The following is a 22521-nucleotide window of genomic DNA, read 5'->3' on the forward strand; positions in this document are numbered from 1 at the left end:
AGCTCCTACACAATCACGTCACTATACCCATCCAGCAGCGGTTTCTTACTGTTATGCTGGAAGGAGCACAAACCCCTGGATATGGACACCACAACTCTCGCCTCGCCCCAAGTACGCGCTTGGGAACTGCTCGCCGATCTGGCCAGCTGTGGGCATGATATTGCGGCGCTCCCAAGTGCTGCGGATCTTGCACAGCGCATCGTTGAGCTTGTTCACAACCGCCTGCCCTGCCCCTGGGGTTTATTCCTACTACAAGGCACAGGAAACGCGCCAACCATGGCGCGCTGGGGTATCAAGGCAAAAGAGCAGGCACTTTTGCTGGCAAACCCGCAGTCAATCCCGGGCCGCCAGATCGTGCTGCCGCTGGCTTACAACAATGATTCGGCGGGCTTGTTGCTGCTTGGCCTGAACGACGAAGCCGAGGCGGTGCTGCCCGCGAGCCTGGTGCATGCCCTGCGCGTCCAGCTTGAGCTGCTGATTACGCTCTTTCAGCGCAATAGCGAGCGGCGGCGCGAGCAGGCCATGATCGAGGCTACGGCAGCCCTGCGCTTCGATCTGACGGGGCATCTCGATTTCGAAAGCGTGCTGCGCGCACTGATTGAGCGCGCCGTGGGCCTGAGTGGCACGGCAGTGGGCACAATGTACACGCTTGCCGAAGATGGCAGCCTGCAATTGATGGGCGGCTATGGCATGCGCGGCTCCTACCCAGATCTGCGCCTGCAACGCGGCGAGGGCATGGTTGGTCAGGCATTGCTGCAAGGCACGCCCGTTATCACCGAGGATTACCAGCGTTACCCGCACCGTCTGCCGATCTTTCAACACGAGGGCCTGCGCGCCGCCATTGCCATCCCGCTCATTGTTCAGGATGCGCGAATCGGCGTGTTGCTGCTGGCGCATACAATCCCCACCGCGCACTTTACCGAGCACGACCAGCAGGTGATCGAAACGTTCGCGAAGCAGGCCGCGCTGGTATTGCGTAACGCCCAGCTTGTCACACAGCAGCAGCAGCGCGCGCGTGAGCTTTTCGTGCTCTACGAAAACGGCCAGATGCTCGGCTCAACCTTGCGTATCGAGCCAATGCTGGTGCGCGTGGCGGAAAATATTGTTCTGGTGATGGGCGCCAGGCGCTGCCAAATCTTTTTGATCGACCCTGACGACGCAACGCTGCTTTATGAGGCAGCCGCTTATACTCTGGAAGAACCTGGCGATCAGATTGATCGACAAACCCCGGTTCAGCTTGCTGGCCCGCTCGAAGAACTGCTGCACAGCAACGAGCCATTCCTGATCGAAGCCGGCAACAATGCTACTTCGCCGATTTTCGTCAACCTTTTGCACCTTGCACCAGCAGAGCAAGTACTCGTCTTTGGCCTCTCAATCAAGGAGCGCGCAGTTGGCCTGATGAGTATTGGCTTTGCGCAGCGCCCCCAGCCGATCACCCGTGCCGAAATCAATCTTGCGCAAACGCTGGCCGGGCAAATTGCAACAGCGATTGTCAATACGCAGCTCTACTTGGCAGAACAGCGGCGTGCCAGCGAGCTTGAGCAGCTTCAGAATATTGGCAAGCACCTCGAAGCCGATCTTTCGCTTGACGAGCTGCTTGAAGCCGCATTAGTGGGTGTTCAGTCGCTCATGCCTTTTACCGGCAGTGAAATCAGCATATTCGATGCTGGCACACAGTCACTGCAGGTCGTGATGACACGCGGCACCCGCCCAGAATCGCAGCCGAATACGCAACTGTTGCGCGGCGCGCTGTCGGGCTGGCTTGCCCACCACCGCCGTTCGCTGCGGCTGGATGATTTCCAGCAGGCGCCTGTGCGCCCGCTTTTCACCACGCTGGCCGATGGCTCGACGATCCGCAGCTACCTCGGCGTGCCGCTGAACAGTGGCGACCAGCTGCTTGGCACGCTGGAACTGTTCAGCAACAAACCCAACAGCTTCTCGGCCGACGACGAGCGCCTGCTGACGATTGTCGCCGCGCAGGTAACGCAGGGCATCAACAATGTGCGCCGCTACGAGGCGGCCGACGACTATTTGCGCAGCCGGGTGCAGCAGGTGACTGCCCTTCAGCGCATCAGCCGCCAGCTTACCTCGAATATGTCGCTCGGGCACATTCTCGGCTTTACGCTCGAAGAAGCGCTGCGTGCCACCGGGGCGCACAACGGCTATATTGCGCTGCGCAAAGGATTCGCATTTGAAGAAGCAATGCGCGCGTTTTCGCTCGAAGAAGGCGGTCGCATTATCATCGGTAATGGGCAGGACGCCGGCACTGTGCGGGTTATTGCTGCGAACGGCTTCGACGCCAATCTTGTCAATCAGCTGATCGATCAGCCAATCGATGGCAGCGGCACAATTGCCGACGCCGCACTGGCAAGCGGCGAGCCGATGCTGGTCGATGAGATCGAAACCGATGATCGACTGGCCGGCCTTGGCCCCGACGCGCGCTCAGTTCTGGCCATGCCGATCTACTACGAAGCACAGGTCGTTGGCATTGTGAACCTGCACAGCGCCCATGCCCACGCCTTCTCGCACGACGCGCTGGAGTTTATGCGCGCCCTGGCCGACCAGGCGGCGCTGGCGATTGGCAACACGCAGCGCTACAACGAGCAGGTGCGCCAGCGCGAGCAACTCCAGCAGCGCGCCAGCCTGCTCAAAGAAGTGCTCGACATCGGCCAGGCTATGCGCGCCGATCGCTCGATCGACGAAATGCTCGAGCAGATTGCTTTTAGCATCGCCGACACAACCGCCTTCCGCGAGGTTGTGATCAACATCGTCGACCGCGACCGGCCCGATGTGATGCGCGTGGCCAGCGCAGCAGGCATTCCCCTGGAAGAAATCGAACGTTTGAAACAAGGCCGCCTGCCGCTTGAGGTTGTGCTGCGCTTCCTCGATCCGCGCTTTCGCGTCGGGCGGAGCTTCTTTCTGCCACACGACGAGCTGAACGAGCTGATTGCGGATGTCGATATCAGCGATGTTTCGCTGACGACGATTACCGAAATGCGCTCGGAAGGTGAATGGCAGCCCGGCGATGAATTGTTTATTCCGCTGTACAGCACGCGCGGCAATCTGCTCGGCTTGATTTCGGTCGACAACCCCTACGACCGGCAGCGCCCAAATCGTCGCACCGTCGAGGCGCTCGAAATTTATGCCCAGCAAGCCGCCAACGCGCTCGAAAACCTCGAACTGCTGAACGAGGCCCGCAGCCAGGCCGCCCAGATGACGGCGCTCGCGCGTGCCAGCGCCGCTGCTGTATCGACGCTCGACCTTGACGCGCTGCTGCAGCGCGTGTATGAGGAAGTGACCGCCTACCTGGGCGTGCTGCCCTTCTTCATTGTGCTTTCGTACGACAGCCAGCACAAAACCATGCGCTACGAGCTGTTTAATGAAGAAGGCAGGATCGTTCCCGCCTACCACCACACCACGGTAGCACGCAGTGGCCTCACCGGCTGGATCATCGAATCGGGCCAGATGCTGTATGTACGCGATCTGCCCGCCGAACGCGCGACTTTGCCAACGCAGCCAATTCGCCTGGGTTCTTCTGAAGTGCGTTCGTGGCTCGGCATGCCGCTGCGCAACCAGGATCAGATTATTGGCGTGATGTGCGCGCAGAGCCTCAAGCCCAATGCGTTCAGCGAGCGTGATGTTCAATTCCTCACCACCCTGGCGAACCAACTGGCGGTGTCGCTTGAAAAGGTGCGCCTGTTCGAAGAGCGCGAACAACGCCTGGCCGAACTGGCGATCATCAACCGGATTGGAAATATCGTCAGCGCAACCCTCAATATCGAGGATATGCTGAATGGCGTGTACGATTGCCTGACCGATTTTCTGTCGCTGGACGCCTTTTTTGCAATGACCTACCGCAGCAGCGCTAACCTGCTGCAGGAAGGCCTGATGATCGACGTTGGCAGCCGCGAATTTCAAGTGCATAATCTGCCGCCAACTGAAAACGGCCTGGTCGAGGGGATTATCAAGCACCGCGCGCCGCTCCTTTTCACCGACTTGCGCACCGAGCGCCCAAAAAATGGTGTCCCAACATTTTTTGGCAATACGCAGCAGCATTCTGCCTCGTGGCTCGGCGTGCCACTGCTCGTGGGTGATGGCGATATTGTTGGCGTACTGTCGGTGCAAAGCTACGAACCCAACCGCTATGGCGAACGCGAAATGGCCTTTCTCAGCACGGTCGCCAGCCAGCTGGCGCTGGGCGTACAGAATATCCGCCTGTTCACCGACCGCGAACGGCGCATTGCCGAGCTTGACGCAATCAGCCAGATTGGGCGCGTTACCAGTTCATCGCTTGATCTGCGGCCCATGGTCAGCGGCTTGCACACGGTTCTGCGCAACACCATCGGTGCCGATAGTACCAGTATTACATTGCTCGACCACGACCGCGGTGTCGCGCGCGCGCTGGTGTTCGATCGCGATGCTGAGCTGCTCGACAAGGAAGAAGATATTGCAGTGATCAGCACTGGCACCTTGGCCGGCTGGATCATTCGCCATAATCAGCCACTCCACCTCGACAATATTGAAGAAGCGGCCGCCCGGCAAAGCGAGCTGAACCCACGCTTTCTCGGCCCGATCGACGACCGGGTGCAGTCGTATCTGGGCATTCCGATTGTTGCCTACGACGGTACGCCAATCGGCGCATTCGGGATCAGCAGCCGCATGCTCCAGGCCTTTGGCCGGCGCGAGCACGATTTCCTGGTGAGCGTGGGGGCGCAGGTATCGCTTGGCGTGCAGAATGCGCAGCTCTTTGCGCAAGCGCAAGACCAGGTGCAGCATCTTGGCCTGCTTAATCACGTTTCGACGGTTGCGTCCTCAACATTCAAAGCCGAAGCGATTTACCAGGCTGCCACCGAAGCACTGGTTCGCGCCACTGGCGCCAGCCAGGTGCGAATTGTGCTTTACGATTATGAGCAAGGGGCCGCGACCATCGCCGCCGAATATGTGCCTACACCCCCCGATCAGGCCAAGAGCATCTATATTCCGCTGCAAAATAACCCGTCGGTGCGCTGGCTCGAACAGCACCGCCAGCCGCTGATTATTTACGATGCGCTGAACGATCCGATTCTGCATCTCACCCACGAGATGTTCCGCATCCTCGATATTCGCTCGGTGGCGCTGCTGCCCCTGATTGTGAACGACCGCCTGATTGGCGCGGCTGGCATCGACTTCGTCGGCCAGCAGCACCAGTTCAGCGAGCAGGAAATCGAGCTGTGCCAGACCATCGCCAACCAGATGGTGACGGCGATTGAAAATGCGCGCTTGTTTGGCGCGGCGCAGGAAAGCGCTACCGCGCTGCAGCACAAGGTCAGCGAGCTCGAAACGCTGCTGGAAGCCGCGCGCCTGCTAAGCTCGACCCTCAACCCGCAGCAGGTGCTCGACAACCTGATGGAGCTGGTGGGCCGCCACCTGGCCGTCAATACCGTGGCGCTGTGGACGATCTCTGACGCCGATCTGCTTGAGCCGGCCGCCATGCTGGGCATTTCGCCCGAGGTCTCGCAGAAGCTGCGCCCGCCAGTTGGGCAGGGCCTTACTGGCCGCGTGGCTGCCAGCGGTGAAGCCCTGGTGGTAGCCGATGTCGAGCGCGAAGGCGGGTCGCTCTACCCCGATTTCAATCGCGCCAACAGCTACACTTCGTTCATGGGTGTGCCAGTGAACTATCGCGGCGCAACAATCGGCGTGCTGAGCGTGATGACGATCAAACGCCGCATTTTCACGCGCGACGAGGAGCAACTGCTCGCCGGTATGGCCGACCAGGCGGCGATTGCCTTGCAGAATGCGCGCTTGTTCGCCGAACGCGAGCGCCGTATCACCGAGCTGATGACGCTCAACAGCATCAGCGAGTCGATCAACGCGACCCTGGAGCAGGGCGAACTGCTGGAAGCCCTGCACCGCGGCATGAGTGATGTACTTGATACCAGCAATTCCGCGATTGCACTGTTCGACGACTTCGCCCGGCACATCAGCTTCCCGATCTGGTGGACGAATAATCGCCAGATTAGTGACGTGCCCGATGCCGATCTTGAAAGCCCTTCGGCAGCACTCGAGCGGCATGTGCTTATGCAGCAAAAGCCTGTTCTGCTGCGCACGGCTGCCGAAGTTAGCGCGCTGCAGCCCGAGCAGGCCAACCTTGCTTCCTGGCTGGGGGTGCCGATAATTCAAGGCGAACAGGTGCTGGGCATTATTAGTGTGCGCAGCGCCGAGCCAAATGCGTTCGACCAAGACGATGCGCGCTTTCTTAGCACAGTGGCAAGCCAAGCCGCCACCGCCTTAGCAAAAACGCATTTGTTTGCCGAGCGCGGGCGCCGCCTGCGCGAAGCCAACGCCATGCGCGATATCGGCAATGCCGTTACTTCCACCCTTGATCTGCAAGATGTGCTCGAACGCCTGCACACCGAGCTTGGGCAGGTTATCGATGTCAACACCTCGTATGTTGCGCTCTACGACGCAGCGCAGGGCATTTTATCCTACCCAATTGTCTACGACAGTGGCGTACCAGTATCGTTCGAGCCCGATTATGTCGGGAGCGGCGGCATTGGCACGAATGCCTGGGTGATTACGCACAAGCAACCGATTCTGGTTGGCACAGTCGAAGAATTCGGCCAGTTCAAAACCAGTGAAGAAGAAATGCGCATCGGGCGTGCCGACAGAGAAGAAGAATCGTACCTGATCGCGCCAATTCTGCTGGGCGACGAGGTGCTTGGCGTCATCAACATCCAGAGCTACGAGCAGCATGCCTTTGGCCAGGACGACCTGCGCTTTGTCTCGACAGTTGCCAACCAGGCAGCGATTGCCATCAATAATGCGCGCCTGTTCCAGGAGCGTGGCCGCCGTATCAACGAGCTGGCGACATTCAACGAGATCGGCCAGTCGCTCAGCGCAGTGTCGAAGCACGACGATCTGATCGAAATGATCTACCGCCAGACCAGCCGCCTGCTTGACACCCTGCACTTCTATATTGCGCTTTACGATGAGCGGCGTCGCTCGATTGAATTTCCGCTGGTGTATGCATTTGGCGAGCGTCTCAACGGCGAGCCAAGCCGGCAGCAGATTATTCTGACCGACGATGTCATCCGCACTCGCGAGCCATTGCTGCTCGACGAGCCAGCCCTCCACGCCCAACTCGCCCAGCACGGCATCGTTCAGCCGGAACCGCTGGCGAAATCGTGGCTGGGCGTGCCAATGATCGCGGCGGATCATATTATTGGCGTGATTGGCATCGAGCACTACTCGAACGCGCAGGCGTTTAGCGCCGAAGATGTGCGCCTGCTCTCGACGATTGCATCGTGGGGCGCAACTGCGCTGGAAAACGCGCGCCTGCTTGGCGAATCGCGCCAGAGTGTGCAGGAACTGACCGCGCTCTACGATATCAGCCAGGCGCTGGCCGGCAATTTCGATCAGCAGGAGGTCGTTTATGCGATTGCATGCAGCACGCTCGACCTGCTGCAGGGAAGCGTGTGCGGCGTGCTGGTGTTCGATGAGCGGCTGAAGCCTACGCACCAGATTCTGGTCGACAGCGATCACCCCGAGACGGTTGACCGCGAGTTTGCCGCCGACGCCGAGCCTTTGGTTGCGCGCTTGCTACAAAGCGACCGCCCGCTGATGCTGAATAGCGTGCGCAGCGTTGTGCCGCCCACGTCGATGCTGCTTGAGCTTGGGCTGCGCAGTTCGCTCTGTGCCCTGATTGGCCCGCGCGAGCAGCCGCTTGGCGTGGTGATACTTGGCACACGCAGCGCGCGTAACTGGAACGACCGTGAAAGTTCGCTGATGTCGCTGCTGGCGACACAGTCGGCGCTGGCGCTCGAAAGCGCGCGCCTGTTCCAGAGCGAACAATCGCGCCGCCGCGCCGCCGACACGCTGCGCGAAGTGGCGCAAACGCTCACCAGCGTGCTCGCGCTCGACGACATTACCCACCTCATCCTCGAGCAGTTGCGCCGCGTGGTTCCCTACGACACCGCTTCGCTGATGCTGCGCGAAGGCGAAACACTGGTAATTCAGGCCACGCGTGGCTTCGACGAAACACACCGCCGGGAAGTCGAGCAGCTCACGATCGAGCTAGCCACCGACAGAACCATGGCGCATATTATCGAAACGCGCCAGCCGCTGGTGGTAGAAGACGCGCAAATCAACCCGTATTTTGTGCCGGTCGAAGGTTCCGAGCATATTCACGGCTGGATTGGCGCGCCGCTGCTGATCGATGATGAAGTGATTGGCCTGCTGACTGTCGATAGCAGTGATGTTGGCGCCTACAACGAAGAAGACGCGCAGCTTGCGTTTGCGCTCGCCAGCCTGGCCGCCCAGGCCATCCGCAATGGTCGCCTCTTCTCAGAAGTACGCCAGCTCGCCGCCGCGCTCGAGCAGCGCGTGGAAGAACGCACCGCCGCGCTCGCCGAAGCGAATGCTCTGCTGTCGGACGAAAAAGAGCGCCTGCAAGCGGTGCACTCGATTACCCTGGAACTCTCGCAAACGCTCGACCTGGAAGCGACGCTGACCGAATCGCTTGGTCTGACCTCCAGGGCAATTGGCGTCAAGCGCGGCTCGATCATGCTGCGCGACCCGCAATCGAAATCGCTGATCTGCCGGGCCGTGCTCACCAGCGACGGCAGCGTGCGCTCGACCTATATTCCCATTAGCTTTGCGCAGGGCGGCGGCCTGGCCGACTGGGCCATGGAGCAGGAAAATACCATCAGCGTGCCCGATGTGCGAAAAGACCCGCGCTGGGTGCGCGAACAGGGCCGCGCCGATGAAGTGCGCTCGGCGGTTGCCATCCCCCTGCGCACCAAGGACGAAACGCTTGGCGTGCTGATGCTGACCAGCCCGAAAGTCAACTACTTCGACCCCGCGCAAATTCAGCTGATCACCACGATTGCGAACGAGATCGCAATCGTGATCCACAACGCCGAGCTGTATTCGTTTATCACCGAGCAGGGCTTGCGCATGTCGGAGCTGTTTGCGCAGCAGCGCGAAGAAACCAGCAAGAGCCAGGCGATCCTGCAAAGCGTGACCGAAGGCGTGATTGTGCTCGACGAGCAAGAGCGCGTGGTGTTGTTCAACCCAGCCGCCGAAGAAGTGCTGCACATTCCAGCCGCCTATGCGCTGCAGCAGCCGCTCGACGCGATCAAAGTATTCAGCGACCCAAATGTCTCGCCCGCGCGCGCCGAGCGCATTTTTGCCAGCCTGAACGACGGCTTGCAGGTTCTCGATGAAACTGGCAGCTATTCAAGCCGTATGATCGATCTGGCTGCGCCGCCGCAAACAATTATGATGAACTTCGCGCCGGTAACGCGGCCCGATGGCATTCGCTACGGCAGCGTGGCGGTGCTGCGCGATGTCACGCGCGAGGTCGAGGCCGACCGCGCCAAGCGCGACTTTATTTCGAGCGTGTCGCACGAGCTGCGCACGCCGCTCACGTCGATCAAGGGCTATGTGGATTTGCTGCTGCTTGGCGCGGCGGGGCCACTCGCCGAAGGCCAGCAATCGTTCCTGAGCGTGGTGAAGAACAACGCCAATCGGCTCATGGACTTGATCAACGACATTCTGGAAATTGGCCGCATCGACGCCAACAAGATCCAGCTCAACTTCGAGAATGTGGACATGGGCGCAGTGCTTCAGGATGCCCAGCAAACGCTGCGCGCCGAGATCGAGCGCAAGCAGACCGACGTTTCTGTCGATATCGAGCCCGACCTGCCGCTGATTGTGGCCGATTTGCGGCGTGTGACACAGGTCGTACTCAACCTGGTGTCGAATGCGGTAAAATATACCTATCCCGGTGCCACGGTGCACCTGCGCGCATTCCAGAATCCGGCCGGGCTGTTGCAGATTGATGTGGAAGATACCGGCGTGGGCCTTTCGCCAGAGCAGCAGCAACACCTGTTCCGGCGCTTCTACCGCGCAGATAATCCCCTCCGCGACGAAGTAGGCGGCACAGGCCTGGGTCTTTCGATCGCGAAGTCGTTTATTGAGCTGCATGGCGGCGAGATCTGGGTGCAAAGCGAACTTGGCCAGGGAAGTACGTTTAGTTTCATGCTGCCGCTGACGCAGCCCGAAACCACCGACGGCGACACGCAAGCGCGGCTCGCCGACGAATGAGTAAACCGTGAGCGCGATCCATCTCAACAATCGACTCGTCCATTATGAAATGGTTGGCCGGCGCGGCCCGCCGATTGTGTTTCTGCACAGTTGGCTGGGTTCGTGGCGCTACTGGCTGCCCACGATGGATCATATCTCCGAGCGTAATCGCGCCTACGCAATTGATTTCTGGGGCTTCGGCGAATCCGATCGACACGAGAGCGACTATTCACTGAGCGAATATACCGCGATGCTGCTGGGCTTCATGGATAATATGGGCCTGATGCGCGTGAACCTGGCCGGGCACGGCCTGGGCGGGATGATCGCCATCCGCGCGGCGAACGAAAACCCCGAACGCTTTGGCAAGATCATGACGGTGAACACGCCCATTCACGGGGCGCAGGCGATCTCGGTGCGGCCGGGCGCGTTGCTGTCGCGCCTGTTTGGGCGCAGCAACCCCACCAACATCTGGTCGAAGATGATGCGCCAGATCGACGTCGACGACCCGCAGATCAAGGAAGAGATTATCGAGGACACCGACAGCCTTTCCGAGCAGGTGGTCGAGCGCGTGGTGGCGGCAATTTTGAAGACCGACCTGCGGCCCGACCTGGCGCGGATCGAGTCGCCAGTGCTGGCAGTGTACAGCGAGAACGACAGCATTGTCAGCCGCGATCAGGCCGATTTACTGCGCGACGAGTATCGTTCGCTGCAAGTGCTGAAAATGCGGCGCTCGAATCACTTTCCTTTCCTCGACCAGCCGAATGTGTTTAACCGCCTGCTGCTCGATTTTCTGGCCAGCGAAGGCACGCCGGTAGAGATCAAGGCCGAGTGGCGGCGGCGCGTCAGTCAGTTCGATTATATGTAGCGTACCGGTCCACCAACACAACAGCGGCGCTTCCTGAGCTTGAGGAAGCGCCGCATTTGATTTTCCAGCCAGCCTCTGCTATCGCCGCAGGCGTGGATCGAGCGCGTCGCGCAGGCCATCGCCAAGCAGGTTGAAGCCCAGCACATTCACCATAATCGCCAGGCCGGGGAAGAAAACCAGGTGTGGCGCACTGAAGAGCTGGTTGCGCTCGGCGCTGAGCATCGAGCCCCATTCGGGCGTTGGCGGCTGCGCGCCCAGGCCCAGGAACGACAGCGCGGCGGTTTCCAGAATCGCGGTGCCAATGCCGAGCGTGCCCTGCACAATCAGCGGCGAAATCGCGTTGGGCAGCACGTGCTGGAACAGAATCGCAATCGGGCCGGCACCGACGACGCGGGCAGCCTGCACAAACTCTTCCTGTTTTACCGAAAGCACGCTGGCGCGCATCACGCGGGCGTAGGCCGGGATCGACACAATCGCAATCGCCAGCATGGCGTTGATCAGGCCCGGGCCAAGCACGCTCACGATTGCAATGGCGAGCAGCAGCGCGGGGAAGGCCAGCAAAACGTCGAGAATGCGCATCACCAGGTTGTCGAACCAGCCGCCAATATAGCCGGCCAGCGCGCCCAGCAGCACGCCCACGATGATCGCAAAGCCCACGGTGATCAGGCCCACATACAGCGAGATCCGCGCGCCGTAGATGATGCGGCTCAGCTCGTCGCGATTGTTGCCATCGGTGCCCATGATGTGCTGCGGCTGCGCGGCCGGGCAGCCAAAGGCGTGGATACAGGGTGCCGAGCGCTTCTGCACATCTTCCACACCAATCAGCACCTGCTCGGGATTATAGGGCGCGAGCAGCGGCGCGAGGATCGAAATCAGCACCAGCAGAACGATAATTGTCAGGCCGATCACTGCCGAGCGCTGGCGAAAAAACGCGCGCGCAGCCTGACGCCACAAGCTTTCGGGCTGGCGGGTGGGCAGAAGCGCCGCTGGCGCGACCGCGGCTGTGGTGGGGGTGGTTGTCGCCATAGCGCGTCTACTCACTCCAGTCGGATGCGCGGGTCGAAGAACGCATACGAAAGATCGACCAATAAGTTCACCGCGACATAGCCAAACGCAATGACGAGCGTGAAGCCCTGGATCACCGGGTAATCGCGCGCGGTGATGCCTTCGTAGAGCATGCGGCCAACGCCCGCCAGCCCGAAGATTGTTTCCGTCAGCACAGCGCCGCTGAACACGCCGCCAAGCTGCAGGCCGATGATCGTCACGATTGGCAGCAGCGCATTCTTAAAGGCGTGCGCCATGATTACCTTGATGTTTGCCAGGCCCTTGGCGCGCGCAGTGCGCACATAGTCGCGGCCAAGCACGTCGAGCATGCTGGCGCGTGTCATGCGGGCGATGATCGACATGGGGATGGTGGCCAGCGCCACCGAAGGCAGCAGCAAGTGCTTCAGCGCATCGCCCAGCACCGCCCACTGGCCGGTAATGATCGAATTAAAGACGTAGAAGTTTGCAATAAACTGCAGCAGGCTGAGCCGGAACGAGCCTTTTGGTGCCGACCAGCCAAGCACCTCGAAAAAGGGCGTGGATGTGACGCCGGCCGAAAGCCGGCCCGAAGGTGGCAGCTGGAAGGGCGTGCCTTTCAGCACGATGGCGAAGACATAGGCCAGCATCAGCCCCAGCCAGAACACCGGCATGGAAACGCCAATATTCGCGCCAACCATCGTGCCAACATCGATGGCCGAGTTGCGGCGGATGGCCGAGATAATGCCGGCTGGGACGCCAATCAGCGTGGCGATCAGCAACGCAACCATGCCCAGTTCCATCGTGAGCGGCAGGCGCTCGACGATGATTTGCGTGACGGCGCGGTTGAAGCGGATCGAGGTGCCGAGATCGCCGGTGACGACGTCGCGCACGTACACGGCAAGCTGCACGGGTATGGGGCGATCAAAGCCTTTTTCGGCATTGAAACGCGCGCAGGTTTCGGGGCGCGCCTTTTCGCCAAGCATTGCCACGCACGGCCCGCCGGGGATCATGCGCGCCATGGCAAAGGTGACGAGCATGACGCCAATAAGCACGGGGATAGCGGTAAGCACGCGCCGGCTGAGGTATTGAAACATGGCAGCATCCCATTGATTGGGGAATGCGGCCAGGGCAGCCCTGTGCCCCGGCCGCATTCGGCAGGTCGCGACGCGCAGAGGCCTAGGTGGCCGGCTTCGCGTTCATGAAGCCACCCCACAGCGCCGAGAAGTAATCGAAGCTGCCGGTGCGGCCCTTGTGCATGGGGCTCGCGGCGTCCCACTGGATGTAGTAGGTCATCACGACGTCGTTGGCGTCGAAATCCGAGCCGTCGTGGAACTTCACGCCCTCGCGGAGCTTGCAGGTCCACTCGGTCAGGTCGGCATTGGCTTCGCAGCCGGTGGCCAGCGCGGGAACAGCCTTGGTGCCGCCCTTCTCGTAGGCCAGCAGACCCTCGGTGACCATGTTGCAGGCGCGCAGCGACTCGCCGTCGGTTTCGTCGCCACAGTAGACGCTACCCGGCTCGGCGTTCTGCATCCACACAAAGGTGTCGCGGCCGCCCGGATCCATCTGCGCGAAGATCTCGTTGCCCAGCGGGCTGGTGTGCGCGCCCTTGACATCGGCCTTGAAGGCCACAGCCGATCCGCCGTGCGCAACCGGCACCATCGGGACGTCCGTCTTGATCAGGGCGTTGGCCTGCTCGTAGAGCGGCTTGCGCTTGTCGTCGGTCGCCTGTGAGGCGGCGTCTTTCAGCACTTTGGTCAGGTCGTCGAACTTCTTGCCGAACGAGTCGCTCGCGCCAGCGCCGAAGTGATAGTCGAGGAAGTTGGTCTGGTCGGGGTAGTCGGCGCCCCAGCCCAGCATGAACAGGCCCTTGAGCTGGCCCGCGCTCGCCGCGTCGAGGAAGGCGGTCGACTCCATCTTGTTGATCTTGACGGTGATGTTCAGGTTTTCCTTCAGCTGGGCCTGGATGTCTTCAGCAACCTGGTTTGGCTGGGGCAGGTAGCCGCGAACCACGTCGCGGTAGGCCAGCTCGGTCTCGAAGCCATCGGGGAAGCCAGCGTCGGCCAGCATCTTCTTGGCGGCAGCGGCGTCGAACTTATACCACTCTTCGCCGGCGCAGCCGTTCGGGATGGCGCAGGGCGTGAAGAAGCCCGCAACTTCCGAGCCAGCCGGGTAGAAGTTCTTGACGATGCGGTCGCGGTCGATGCCCATGGCGATCGCCTGGCGCACCTTCTCGTTGTCGAACGGCGCGGCGGTGTTGTTCATGCCAACGTACATGACGTTCAGCGCCGGGCGCTCGATCAGCTGCAGGTTCGTGTCGTTCTTGACGGTGTCGAAATCATCGGGGGCGACATTGTCGATGCCGTCGACCGTGCCCGACTGCAGCTCAAGCAGGCGCTGCGCGGCTTCGGTGCTCCAGCGGAAGATCAGGGTTGCGGCGCTGGCCTTGGTGCCCCAGTATTCCTCGTTGCGCTTGAAGGTGATGCTGTCGCCCTTGGTCCAGGTGTCGAGCGCATACGGGCCGGTGCCAATCGGCTTCTCCAGCAGATCGCCGGTGCCGCCGGTCTTCTCCAGGTACTCGCTCGGCTCAATCGCGAACGACGAGAAGGCGACCTTCGAGGGGAAGGCGGGGTCGGGCGCGCACATGGTGAACTTCACCGTGTTCTTGTCGACCGCAGCGATCTCCTTGATCAGGCCGGCATACTTCTGGCCGGCGTACTCGGCGTCGCAGGCCTTCACGCTGGCGACCATCAGGTCGTTGGTGGTCGTCAGGCCGCCGATCGGGTCGCCAGCCGGCTCAGCCATAGCGGTGGGCTCGGCCATTGCCGCCGTTGGTTCAGCCATGGCGGTGGGCTCGGCCATTGCCGCCGTTGGCTCGGGGGCCGCAGTGGCGGCTGCAGGCGCAGCGGTGGGCTGCTCGGTCGCGGTCGGCGCGCCGCCGCCACAGGCCGCAAGAATCGGGAGGATCAGCGCAAACAAGAGCACTGATACCAGGCTTCGTTTACCAGAAACGAGTCGCATGGGCCTTCCTTTCGCAATTGGAAAATCTGTATCTGCGGAACATCGGGATGGGATACGCCGGGCTTCGTCGATCACCTCCCCCCAGGTATTGTGGGGGCAAGCCAGCGCGAACACCCGGCCCATTTCCAGCCCGCCCCACACAAAAGAATGGAGTGTGTGCCTGCTGCCCTGCTGAGCGTTGATGCGCAGGCGCAGTTCACAAGAAAATCGCGCTCGCGGCGATAGCTCAGGCAACGTCGGGTGCCGCTCGCAGTGCCGGTGCGAGCTACCAAAGGAATTTTGCGTGTGGCGATTATAGCAAAAAGGAGTATCGGCGTCAAAGCTCTATCCCTGGTGCTGAACAATGCGCGAAAACGCTTTACACATTTTACAATCGCCGGCGGGCTGCACCAGGCCACGCCCGAACATGCTATGATGGCGCATTATTCGAGAAGGAGAAGGCAATGCGCGCAATTGAATACGCCGCCAATGGCGAGCCTGCCGAAGTGCTTCGCCTGGTCGAGAAGCCCGTTCCCGAGCCGGGGCCGGGGCAGGTGCTGGTGCGCTTGCAGGCCCGCCCGATCAACCCGTCTGATCTGTTTCAGATTCGCGGGCAGTATGGCGTGCAGCCGCGCCTGCCGGCAGTGGCAGGTATGGAAGGCGCGGGCACAGTTGCGGCGCTTGGCGCGGGCGTTGACCAATTCGCGCCCGGGCAGCAGGTTGTGTCGCTGGCGCCGGTGGGCACCTGGCAGGAATACGCCATCGCCGACGCCGACGCGCTGATGGCGGTGCCGGGCACGCTCGCGCCGCGCGACGCCGCCATGCTGGTGGCAAACCCCACCACTGCCTGGCTGCTGCTTCAGGAAGAGCTGAAAGTCGAGCCGGGCGCGTGGGTGCTGCAAAACGCCGCGAACTCGGCGGTGGGCTATTTCGTCATTCAGCTGTGCCGCAAGCTGGGCTACCGCTCGATCAATGTTGTGCGCCGCCGCGATGTGGTTGACGATCTGCGCGCGGCTGGCGCGGATGAAGTGATCTGCGAAGCCGACGAAGATGTGGTCGAGCGTGTGCGGGCGATCACGGGCGGCAAGGGCGTGCGCTACGCAATCGACTCGGTGGCGGGCGCAAGCGGGGCGCGGCTGGTGGCTTCGCTGGGGCGCGGCGGCACGCTGGTGGTGTTTGGCGCAATGAGCGGCAAGCCGCTGATGATCGACCCAGGCACGCTCTTGTTTCGCGGGCAAACCGTGCGCGGCTGGTGGCTGGTGCAGTGGCTGCGCAGCGCCAGCCCGGCTGCGCGCGCGGCGCTGTTTGCCGCCATCCTGCCGCTGATTGCCGACGGCACCCTGCGCGCGCCTGTCGCGGCCGAGTTCGATCTGGCGCAGTTCGCCGAGGCGGTGGCGCTGGCAGAAAGTGGCACGCGCCACGGCAAAGTTCTGCTGATTGGATAAGCCTTGTTCACCGAGGAGCACATGACCACAACACCCGACCTGAACAACCGCTTCCGCGGCGCGATGCTGGGCCTGGCGGCTGGCGACGCGGTTGGCACTACGCTTGAGTTCAAATTGCCCGGCAGCTTCGCGCCAATTGCCGACATGGTCGGCGGCGGGCCGTTTGGCTTGCAGCCCGGCCAGTGGACCGACGACACCTCAATGGCGCTGTGTCTGGCGGCCAGCCTGATCGAATGCGGCGGCTTCGACGCCCGCGACCAGATCAGCCGCTACGTGCGCTGGATGCGCGATGGCTACATGTCGAGCACGGGCAGCTGTTTCGATATTGGCATCACTGTGCGCGGAGCGTTGCAGCGTTTCACCGCCGATGGCAATCCTTTCGCCGGCTCGGACGACCCGCGCGCGGCTGGCAATGGCTCGATCATGCGGCTGGCCCCGGCCGTGCTGGCCTTCGCGCACGACCCGGCCACGGCCATCGCGCGCGCCGCCGACAGCTCGCGCACCACGCACGCCACGGCGGCGGCGGTGGATGGCTGCCGCTACATGGCTGGCCTGCTGCTTGGCGCGCTGCGCGGCGAAGCCAAGGCCACGCTGCTTGCGACGCGCTACAGCCCGCTTGGCGATGGCTGGGCCGCGCAGCCGCTCGCCCCGGCAATCGACGCGGTGGCGGCTGGCTCGTTCTGGCGCAAGCAGCCGCCCGAAATTCGCGGCACGGGCTATGTCGTCGCCTCGCTGGAAGCGGCACTATGGGCATTCGCGCACAGCGATACCTTCCGCGACGGCTGCCTGATGGCGGCAAACCTGGGCGACGACGCCGACACCACTGCCGCAGTGTATGGCCAGATTGCGGGCGCATATTACGGCGCAGCAGGCATCCCGGCGGAATGGCGCGCGCGGCTGGCGCAGGGCGACATGATCACCAGGATGGCCGACGATCTGCTGGCGCTGAGTGCGGGCGGCAGTCGGCAGTAGGCAGCAGGCAGCAGGCAGCAGGCAGTCGGCAGCAGGCAGCAGGCAGCAGGCAGCAGGCAGCAGGCAGCAGGCAGCAGGCAGCAGGCAGCAGGCAGCAGGCAGCAGGCAGCAGGCAGCAGGCAGCAGGCAGCAGGCAGTCGGCAGCAGGCAGCAGGCAGCAGGCAGCAGGCAGCAGGCAGCAGGCAGCAATACCAAATCTCTGTGTCTCTGTGTCTCTGTGGTGAGCTTTCCTGCCGCCATTCATCGGCGCGCCCTCATCCTGCCACAGCGCGTCTTACAACCGCACGCAAAGCCAGTGGCACGCTGTTTGCATTCCTCTCTTCAAAAGAGACATGCTCCGTTCGCAGCGCGGCAGAGTTCGGGAAAGTGGGGGAGTATTATGCGTGCGGTTGTCTTTGTTCGCCGCAGTGGCGCGCGCGGCCTGGGCCACGCCGGCTGGGCATTCGATTGCGGTGACGGCTCGTTCTGTGCCGGATCGGTTGAAAACCCGCTTCACCATTTGCGCACCCCGCCACGCGACGATGGCTTCTGGGCGCTGCGCACGCGCAACCCGGTTGAGCCCATGCGCCAGCGGCGCTACACCGACTTCAAAGTTATTTCGCTCGAAAGCGCGAACATTGCGCGGGCGTGGCGCACGGTCGCCTGGCTGAGCAGCCGGCCATACGATGTCTTCGGCCACAACTGCATGGACGCAACCTATGATGTGCTGCGCGCTTACGGCATTGCCGGCCTGCCCGTTCCCGCACACCACTGGGAACCCAACCACTGGTTTGATCGCGTCCATGCGCCGCGCTACCATATTGACGACGCCAGTGTGATGTTCGAGCCGAGCGGCACAGGCTTGCCCGGCATTCCCCTGCCCGACCTCGAGAGCCTGATCACCGCCGCGCCAACCGGCATTGCACCCGAAACACCCAGCTGGCGCGCGCCGCAGCATCCCGACTGGCAACAGTTTCAGAAAGAGCTTCACGCCGCACAATGCGCGACGGCCCACAAGCAGCGCGGCCTTGCAACACGGCTAGCGCGCTTTCTTACACGCCATCATTTTAATTTGTAGCAAGGCACATCAGGAGTAGCTCTCATCAGGTCTGACCAAATTCGAGTATCATAGGGAAGCACCCAAGCCGCAGCCAACACTGGAGCAAAGCCGCCATGCCTTCTGAGCTTCCTGATGGGCCCGAAAGCGACATCGCGATTGCGCGCGAGCGCCCCGACACTCCCGAAGCACTGGCCTTGATCGGTGAGCTCGACGCGGTGCTGGAGCCGCTCTACCCCAGCGAGAGCCGCCACGGCTTTAGCGTTGCCAGGCTGCTGGCCGACGAAGTTGCGTTCTTTGTGCTGCGGGTGGGCGGGCAGGCGGCCGGCTGCGGTGGCGTGAAGCTGGTTGGCAGCGAGTATGGCGAGCTAAAGCGCATGTACGTCCGCCCGCACTTCCGGGGCCGCCACCTGGGCGAGGCCTTGCTCGAACATCTGGCCGCATACACCCGCCAGAATGGCATCGCGCTGCTGCGCCTGGAAACCGGCATCCACCAGCACGCCGCCCTTCGCCTCTATGAAGGGGCTGGCTTCCGGCGCATCCCGCCCTTCGGCCCCTACACCGCTGACCCGCTGAGCCTGTGCTATGAGAAAGAGCTTGGGCAGGCAGGCGCGACAGCGTGATTCAGCTTCTCGCATTCAGTGTCATAGTGCTGGAAGCTGCCCGCGCATAAACAGCGTGTGAAGAAATCTTTCCCCCAACGATCGCATTCTTCCCTGCATGAATGGCTGCGCGGATATAGACTGAAAGCCACGGCCAGGTAATTCACTGGCCTGCAACCCCACAATGCGCCTGTTCCCCACACGGCTATCTTCGCCACAGTACGCTCCTCATTCCGCGCGCAAGAGCAGGCGACAAGGAGTGTTTCCCATGCTTGCTTCTCCCAACTATGCTGCGCGCCTGGATATCGACTACCCCGAGCAGCTCGACCGGGTGACGACATTCTTTCGCATCCTGTGGGTCATCCCGATCGCGATTATTCTGGGGCTGCTTTCCGGGGCAGGCCAAACAACGACGGTGGTGCTGAACGAAGCCGGCGAGGTGGTGCGAAGAACGCGCGAGGCAGCTGGTGGCCTTGCTGGCGGGCTGGCTGTTGCCACGGCCCTGATGATTATCGTGCGCCAGCGCTACCCGCGCTGGTGGTTCAATTTTGCGCGCGAGCTCACCCGCTTTGAGTATCGCGTTGGCGCGTATCTGGTGCTGCTCACCGATCGCTACCCCTCAACAGTTGAAGAGCAGGCCGTGCATCTGGAGATCGACTACCCCGACGTGCCACGCGACCTCAACCGCTGGATGCCGCTGGTCAAGTGGGTGCTGGCAATTCCGCATTTCATCGCCCTGGCGTTGCTTTCGGTCGCCGCATTCTTTGCGGTGCTGATTGCCTGGGTAATGATTCTGTTCACCGGGCACTACCCGCATCAGCTGTTCGATTTTGTGGTTGGCGTAGGCCGCTGGGGGCTGCGCGTGAACGCCTACGCATTCTTGCTGGTCACTGACCGCTACCCGCCATTCAGCCTGCGCTAGCGCTCGGCGCTGGCGCGCGCCGCATCACATCGCCAAACACAAAAACGACCGCCCGTTGAGAAAGCTCAGCGGGCGGTCGTTTTTGTGTTTGGCTGGGGAACAGGGACTCGAACCCCAACTACCTGATCCAGAGTCAGGCGTTCTACCGTTAAACTATTCCCCAAAGTCAGGGTGGTTCGCTGTGTAAGCGAACCACCCTTGCTGGTGCCGAAGGGGAGATTTGAACTCCCACGAGGTCACCCTCACTACGCCCTGAACGTAGCGCGTCTGCCAGTTCCGCCACTTCGGCTTGCGGTGATTCCCTGACGCCACGTATAATACCGCAGCTCCCTGCTTTTGTCAAACGCGCGCCGGAACCCCCGCCACAGCAAGCAAGGTGTGTTCGCGTTACTGCTTTGTGACGCTGTATGAATAGCGCGCCGGCTCGGTGGTGAACGGCGTTGTGCCCATCACCGCCAGCGTGCCGCGCTCGCCATTTGCCAGCTGCACCGTCGCCCGCCCCTGCTCGTCCACTGCTACCGGCTCGACAGACGGCGTGCCGCCATTTGTGCGGATCAGGCGCAGCGCCCATGTTTGCGCAAGCTCGCCGCTGGTGCGCACAAAGCCCTCGGCCTGCCAGCCACCATCACCATCTTCCGCGCCATCGGCGTAGTTCAGCTCGGGGATACGAATATTGTCGAGGGCCATGCCTTGTGCGTTATAGGCAGCATCGTTGACCATCCAGAAGCGCAGCAGCACCTTCTGGCCCGCGTAGGGCGAAAGATCGACCTTTTCGTCGATCCATGCGCCGCGCACGCCCTTGTCGGTTTCGGTGCCGGGCGAGCCGCTTACCCCCGTGAAGCCGTTGCCGAAGTTGGCGTCTTGCGGGTTGCTGGTGGTGGTCGTCGTCGATTCCAGGGTTGTCCAGTTCTTGCCACCATCGGTTGAAACCGTCACAAAGCCATAATCCCAATCAAGCTCAATCTCATACCACGCCGCGAATTGCAGCGTTGCCGACTTCACGCTGCTCAGGTCAACCTCCCGCGTCAGGGTTTGCACGCCATCGTCGCCGCGATTGCTCCACCACATGGCCTTGCCTTCGCGCGGCTGTGTGCCAATCAGACCCACGGTGTCCGAACCATCGAAGCTCAGCGTCATTGGCCCAGTCAGGCCATCGTAGTAATCCACGCCAAACTGGTTCACAAGCGCCGCGCCCTGGTCGCCTTGCAGCTGCGTTGTTGCGGCCGGCCCGGGCAGCAGCTGGTAGGCGTAGCGCCCGCCGTCTACCCTGCGGTCGTTGAGCACATTCGCCACCGCCCAGTCGGCATAGACATCGGCGAACTGCTTGATCTCGGGGCGCTTGCGTGCAGCCACCTGCGCGAATACATCCAGATTATTGCCAGCATCTTCTTTGATCAGCTCGGCAATGCCGGCATCGCTGCCATACTGCTGGAAGAAATAGCGCAAAAACAGCTGTGAAGCGCCGTAGTGGTTGCCCGTCGTCGCCGCATCAGTCGACCAAGTTGTGAGCTGGAGATCGGGGTCTTCCAGGTAGCGGCGCGGCGTGCCATTGTCGATAAAGCCGTTCAGGTCTTCCGCCAGGGTCGACATGCCTTCGTTGAACCAGCTCGGGCTGCGCCGCGCCACGTTCCACTCGATCATGTGCTGAAATTCGTGCGCCAGCGTCGAGCCATACGAAGGGTCGCCAATCGGGTAGGAGTTGATGCCAATCACGAACATCTCGCGCTCGTTGCTGAAGCGATTCACCGCCTTGACCACGCCGTCGGCCGAGGAGAAATAGCCGCCCGCACCATTCAATGGCGTGTTCAGCACCGTCAGGCGCACGTCGCCATCGATGCCGGGCGACAGTTCGTGCCCAAACAGCTCGCGGTCGCGCTGGTAGATGCTGTCCTCAAACTCTTTGGCCGACTTCTCAATATAGGGCTGCGCCACGTCCACCGTGGTATCGACATACATCAGCAGCACCGGCCCGGCGTAGCGCAATTGCGCCTTGACCTGGTAGTTCGTGTTGTTGGCCAGGTCGGAAACCCAGAAAGTCTCGACATCACCAACTTTCACATCCAGCGGCGTGGTGCGCGCCACGGTTGGAATATCGCCAATGCCCTTAAATGCTTCAGCCAGCGCAACCTGGTCGCGCTCGGCGGGTTTGGCCGCCGCAATTGTTTCGGGCGAGTCGATGGGCAGATCATTCGCGGCCTCGGCGGGCGTGGGCGATGCATCGAAGCGCATCGCGGTGGGCGCGGGGGTCGCAATCATGCGGGTTGGCAGCGCCGCCGCAGTTGGGGCATTGGCGTCTCCACCGGGCTGGGGGCCAAAAGGCAGCGCGCATGCGCCAAGCAGAAACGCGCTGAGAAACACAAGCAATGGTCGCCGCATATGAATCCTTTTCCGGCGCGTGCGCGCCTGCATTGCGGGTAGAAATGCACCTGCCAGCATTGTCGGGCTAAAACCACAGGTATTGTAGCCAAAATAGCACGGCGGCACAAACCTTTAGCGTGTAGTTTCTTGACGAAAACGGCTGTGCCTGGCCCGGCAACGCTTGCGCAGCGGCAACCTGCAAGGCACCAAAAAGCCAAAAACCCAGCCTCATTAAC

Annotated in this window: 11 protein-coding genes and 2 tRNA genes; 7 read left to right on the plus strand and 6 right to left on the minus strand. The window is 61.9% G+C overall.

What is annotated here, in order from left to right; translation table 11 throughout:
• Nucleotides 1–81: 81 nt before the first annotated feature.
• Nucleotides 82–10086: a GAF domain-containing protein gene (locus M1P90_RS12945; RefSeq protein WP_483703071.1), complete on the plus strand. Its 10005-nt coding sequence runs from the start codon at nt 82–84 to the stop codon at nt 10084–10086.
• A gap of 7 nt (nt 10087–10093) precedes the next feature.
• Complete coding sequence (locus M1P90_RS12950; protein WP_483703072.1) at nt 10094–10930, plus strand: alpha/beta fold hydrolase; 837 nt, start codon at nt 10094–10096, stop codon at nt 10928–10930.
• Between the two features lie 78 nt (nt 10931–11008).
• On the opposite strand, the gene M1P90_RS12955 is transcribed toward M1P90_RS12950, so the two are convergent.
• From M1P90_RS12955 to M1P90_RS12965, 3 genes are all read right to left on the minus strand, one after another.
• On the minus strand, nt 11009–11956 hold the full coding sequence (locus tag M1P90_RS12955) for an ABC transporter permease (RefSeq protein WP_483703073.1): 948 nt from the start codon (nt 11954–11956) through the stop codon (nt 11009–11011).
• 11 nt (nt 11957–11967) lie between these two features.
• Nucleotides 11968–13047, minus strand: a complete 1080-nt coding sequence (locus tag M1P90_RS12960) for an ABC transporter permease (protein ID WP_483703074.1) — start codon at nt 13045–13047, stop codon at nt 11968–11970.
• A gap of 82 nt (nt 13048–13129) precedes the next feature.
• A complete protein-coding gene (locus tag M1P90_RS12965; protein ID WP_483703075.1) occupies nt 13130–14971 on the minus strand; it encodes an ABC transporter substrate-binding protein in 1842 nt (613 codons plus the stop codon).
• A gap of 443 nt (nt 14972–15414) precedes the next feature.
• On the opposite strand from M1P90_RS12965, the gene M1P90_RS12970 reads away from it, so the two are divergent.
• The 5 genes from M1P90_RS12970 (at nt 15415) to M1P90_RS12990 (ending at nt 19927) form a co-directional block, all read left to right on the plus strand.
• Nucleotides 15415–16395 carry a zinc-dependent alcohol dehydrogenase family protein gene (locus M1P90_RS12970; protein ID WP_483703076.1) on the plus strand — a complete coding sequence of 327 codons (981 nt, stop codon included), beginning with the start codon at nt 15415–15417 and terminating at the stop codon, nt 16393–16395.
• Nucleotides 16396–16416: 21 nt separating this feature from the next.
• Nucleotides 16417–17367: an ADP-ribosylglycohydrolase family protein gene (locus M1P90_RS12975; RefSeq protein ID WP_483703077.1), complete on the plus strand. Its 951-nt coding sequence runs from the start codon at nt 16417–16419 to the stop codon at nt 17365–17367.
• Nucleotides 17368–17746: 379 nt separating this feature from the next.
• Complete coding sequence (locus M1P90_RS12980) at nt 17747–18424, plus strand: hypothetical protein (RefSeq protein WP_483703078.1); 678 nt, start codon at nt 17747–17749, stop codon at nt 18422–18424.
• Nucleotides 18425–18519: 95 nt separating this feature from the next.
• Nucleotides 18520–19026 (plus strand): GNAT family N-acetyltransferase, encoded by a 507-nt coding sequence (locus M1P90_RS12985; protein ID WP_483703079.1) that lies wholly within the window; start codon nt 18520–18522, stop codon nt 19024–19026.
• Between the two features lie 247 nt (nt 19027–19273).
• Entirely contained in the window at nt 19274–19927 is a 654-nt protein-coding gene (locus tag M1P90_RS12990) for a DUF4389 domain-containing protein (protein WP_483703080.1), read from the plus strand.
• A gap of 89 nt (nt 19928–20016) precedes the next feature.
• Here M1P90_RS12990 and M1P90_RS12995 read toward each other — a convergent pair.
• The 3 genes from M1P90_RS12995 to M1P90_RS13005 form a co-directional block, all read right to left on the minus strand.
• Nucleotides 20017–20090 (minus strand) — tRNA-Gln (locus M1P90_RS12995).
• Nucleotides 20091–20129: 39 nt separating this feature from the next.
• Nucleotides 20130–20216 (minus strand) — tRNA-Leu (locus tag M1P90_RS13000).
• Nucleotides 20217–20314: 98 nt separating this feature from the next.
• On the minus strand, nt 20315–22303 hold the full coding sequence (locus M1P90_RS13005) for a hypothetical protein (protein WP_483703081.1): 1989 nt from the start codon (nt 22301–22303) through the stop codon (nt 20315–20317).
• Nucleotides 22304–22521 lie beyond the last annotated feature (218 nt).

Source organism: Kouleothrix sp. 19917 (assembly GCF_057073505.1).

Coding starts and splice junctions, on each gene's coding strand:
- M1P90_RS13005 (WP_483703081.1), bottom strand. CDS start 22,303: ATGCGGCGACCATTGCTTGTGTTTCTCAGCGCGTTTCTGCTTGGCGCA.
- M1P90_RS12985 (WP_483703079.1), top strand. CDS start 18,520: ATGCCTTCTGAGCTTCCTGATGGGCCCGAAAGCGACATCGCGATTGCG.
- M1P90_RS12975 (WP_483703077.1), top strand. CDS start 16,417: ATGACCACAACACCCGACCTGAACAACCGCTTCCGCGGCGCGATGCTG.
- M1P90_RS12965 (WP_483703075.1), bottom strand. CDS start 14,971: ATGCGACTCGTTTCTGGTAAACGAAGCCTGGTATCAGTGCTCTTGTTT.
- M1P90_RS12980 (WP_483703078.1), top strand. CDS start 17,747: ATGCGTGCGGTTGTCTTTGTTCGCCGCAGTGGCGCGCGCGGCCTGGGC.
- M1P90_RS12990 (WP_483703080.1), top strand. CDS start 19,274: ATGCTTGCTTCTCCCAACTATGCTGCGCGCCTGGATATCGACTACCCC.
- M1P90_RS12970 (WP_483703076.1), top strand. CDS start 15,415: ATGCGCGCAATTGAATACGCCGCCAATGGCGAGCCTGCCGAAGTGCTT.
- M1P90_RS12945 (WP_483703071.1), top strand. CDS start 82: ATGGACACCACAACTCTCGCCTCGCCCCAAGTACGCGCTTGGGAACTG.
- M1P90_RS12960 (WP_483703074.1), bottom strand. CDS start 13,047: ATGTTTCAATACCTCAGCCGGCGCGTGCTTACCGCTATCCCCGTGCTT.
- M1P90_RS12955 (WP_483703073.1), bottom strand. CDS start 11,956: ATGGCGACAACCACCCCCACCACAGCCGCGGTCGCGCCAGCGGCGCTT.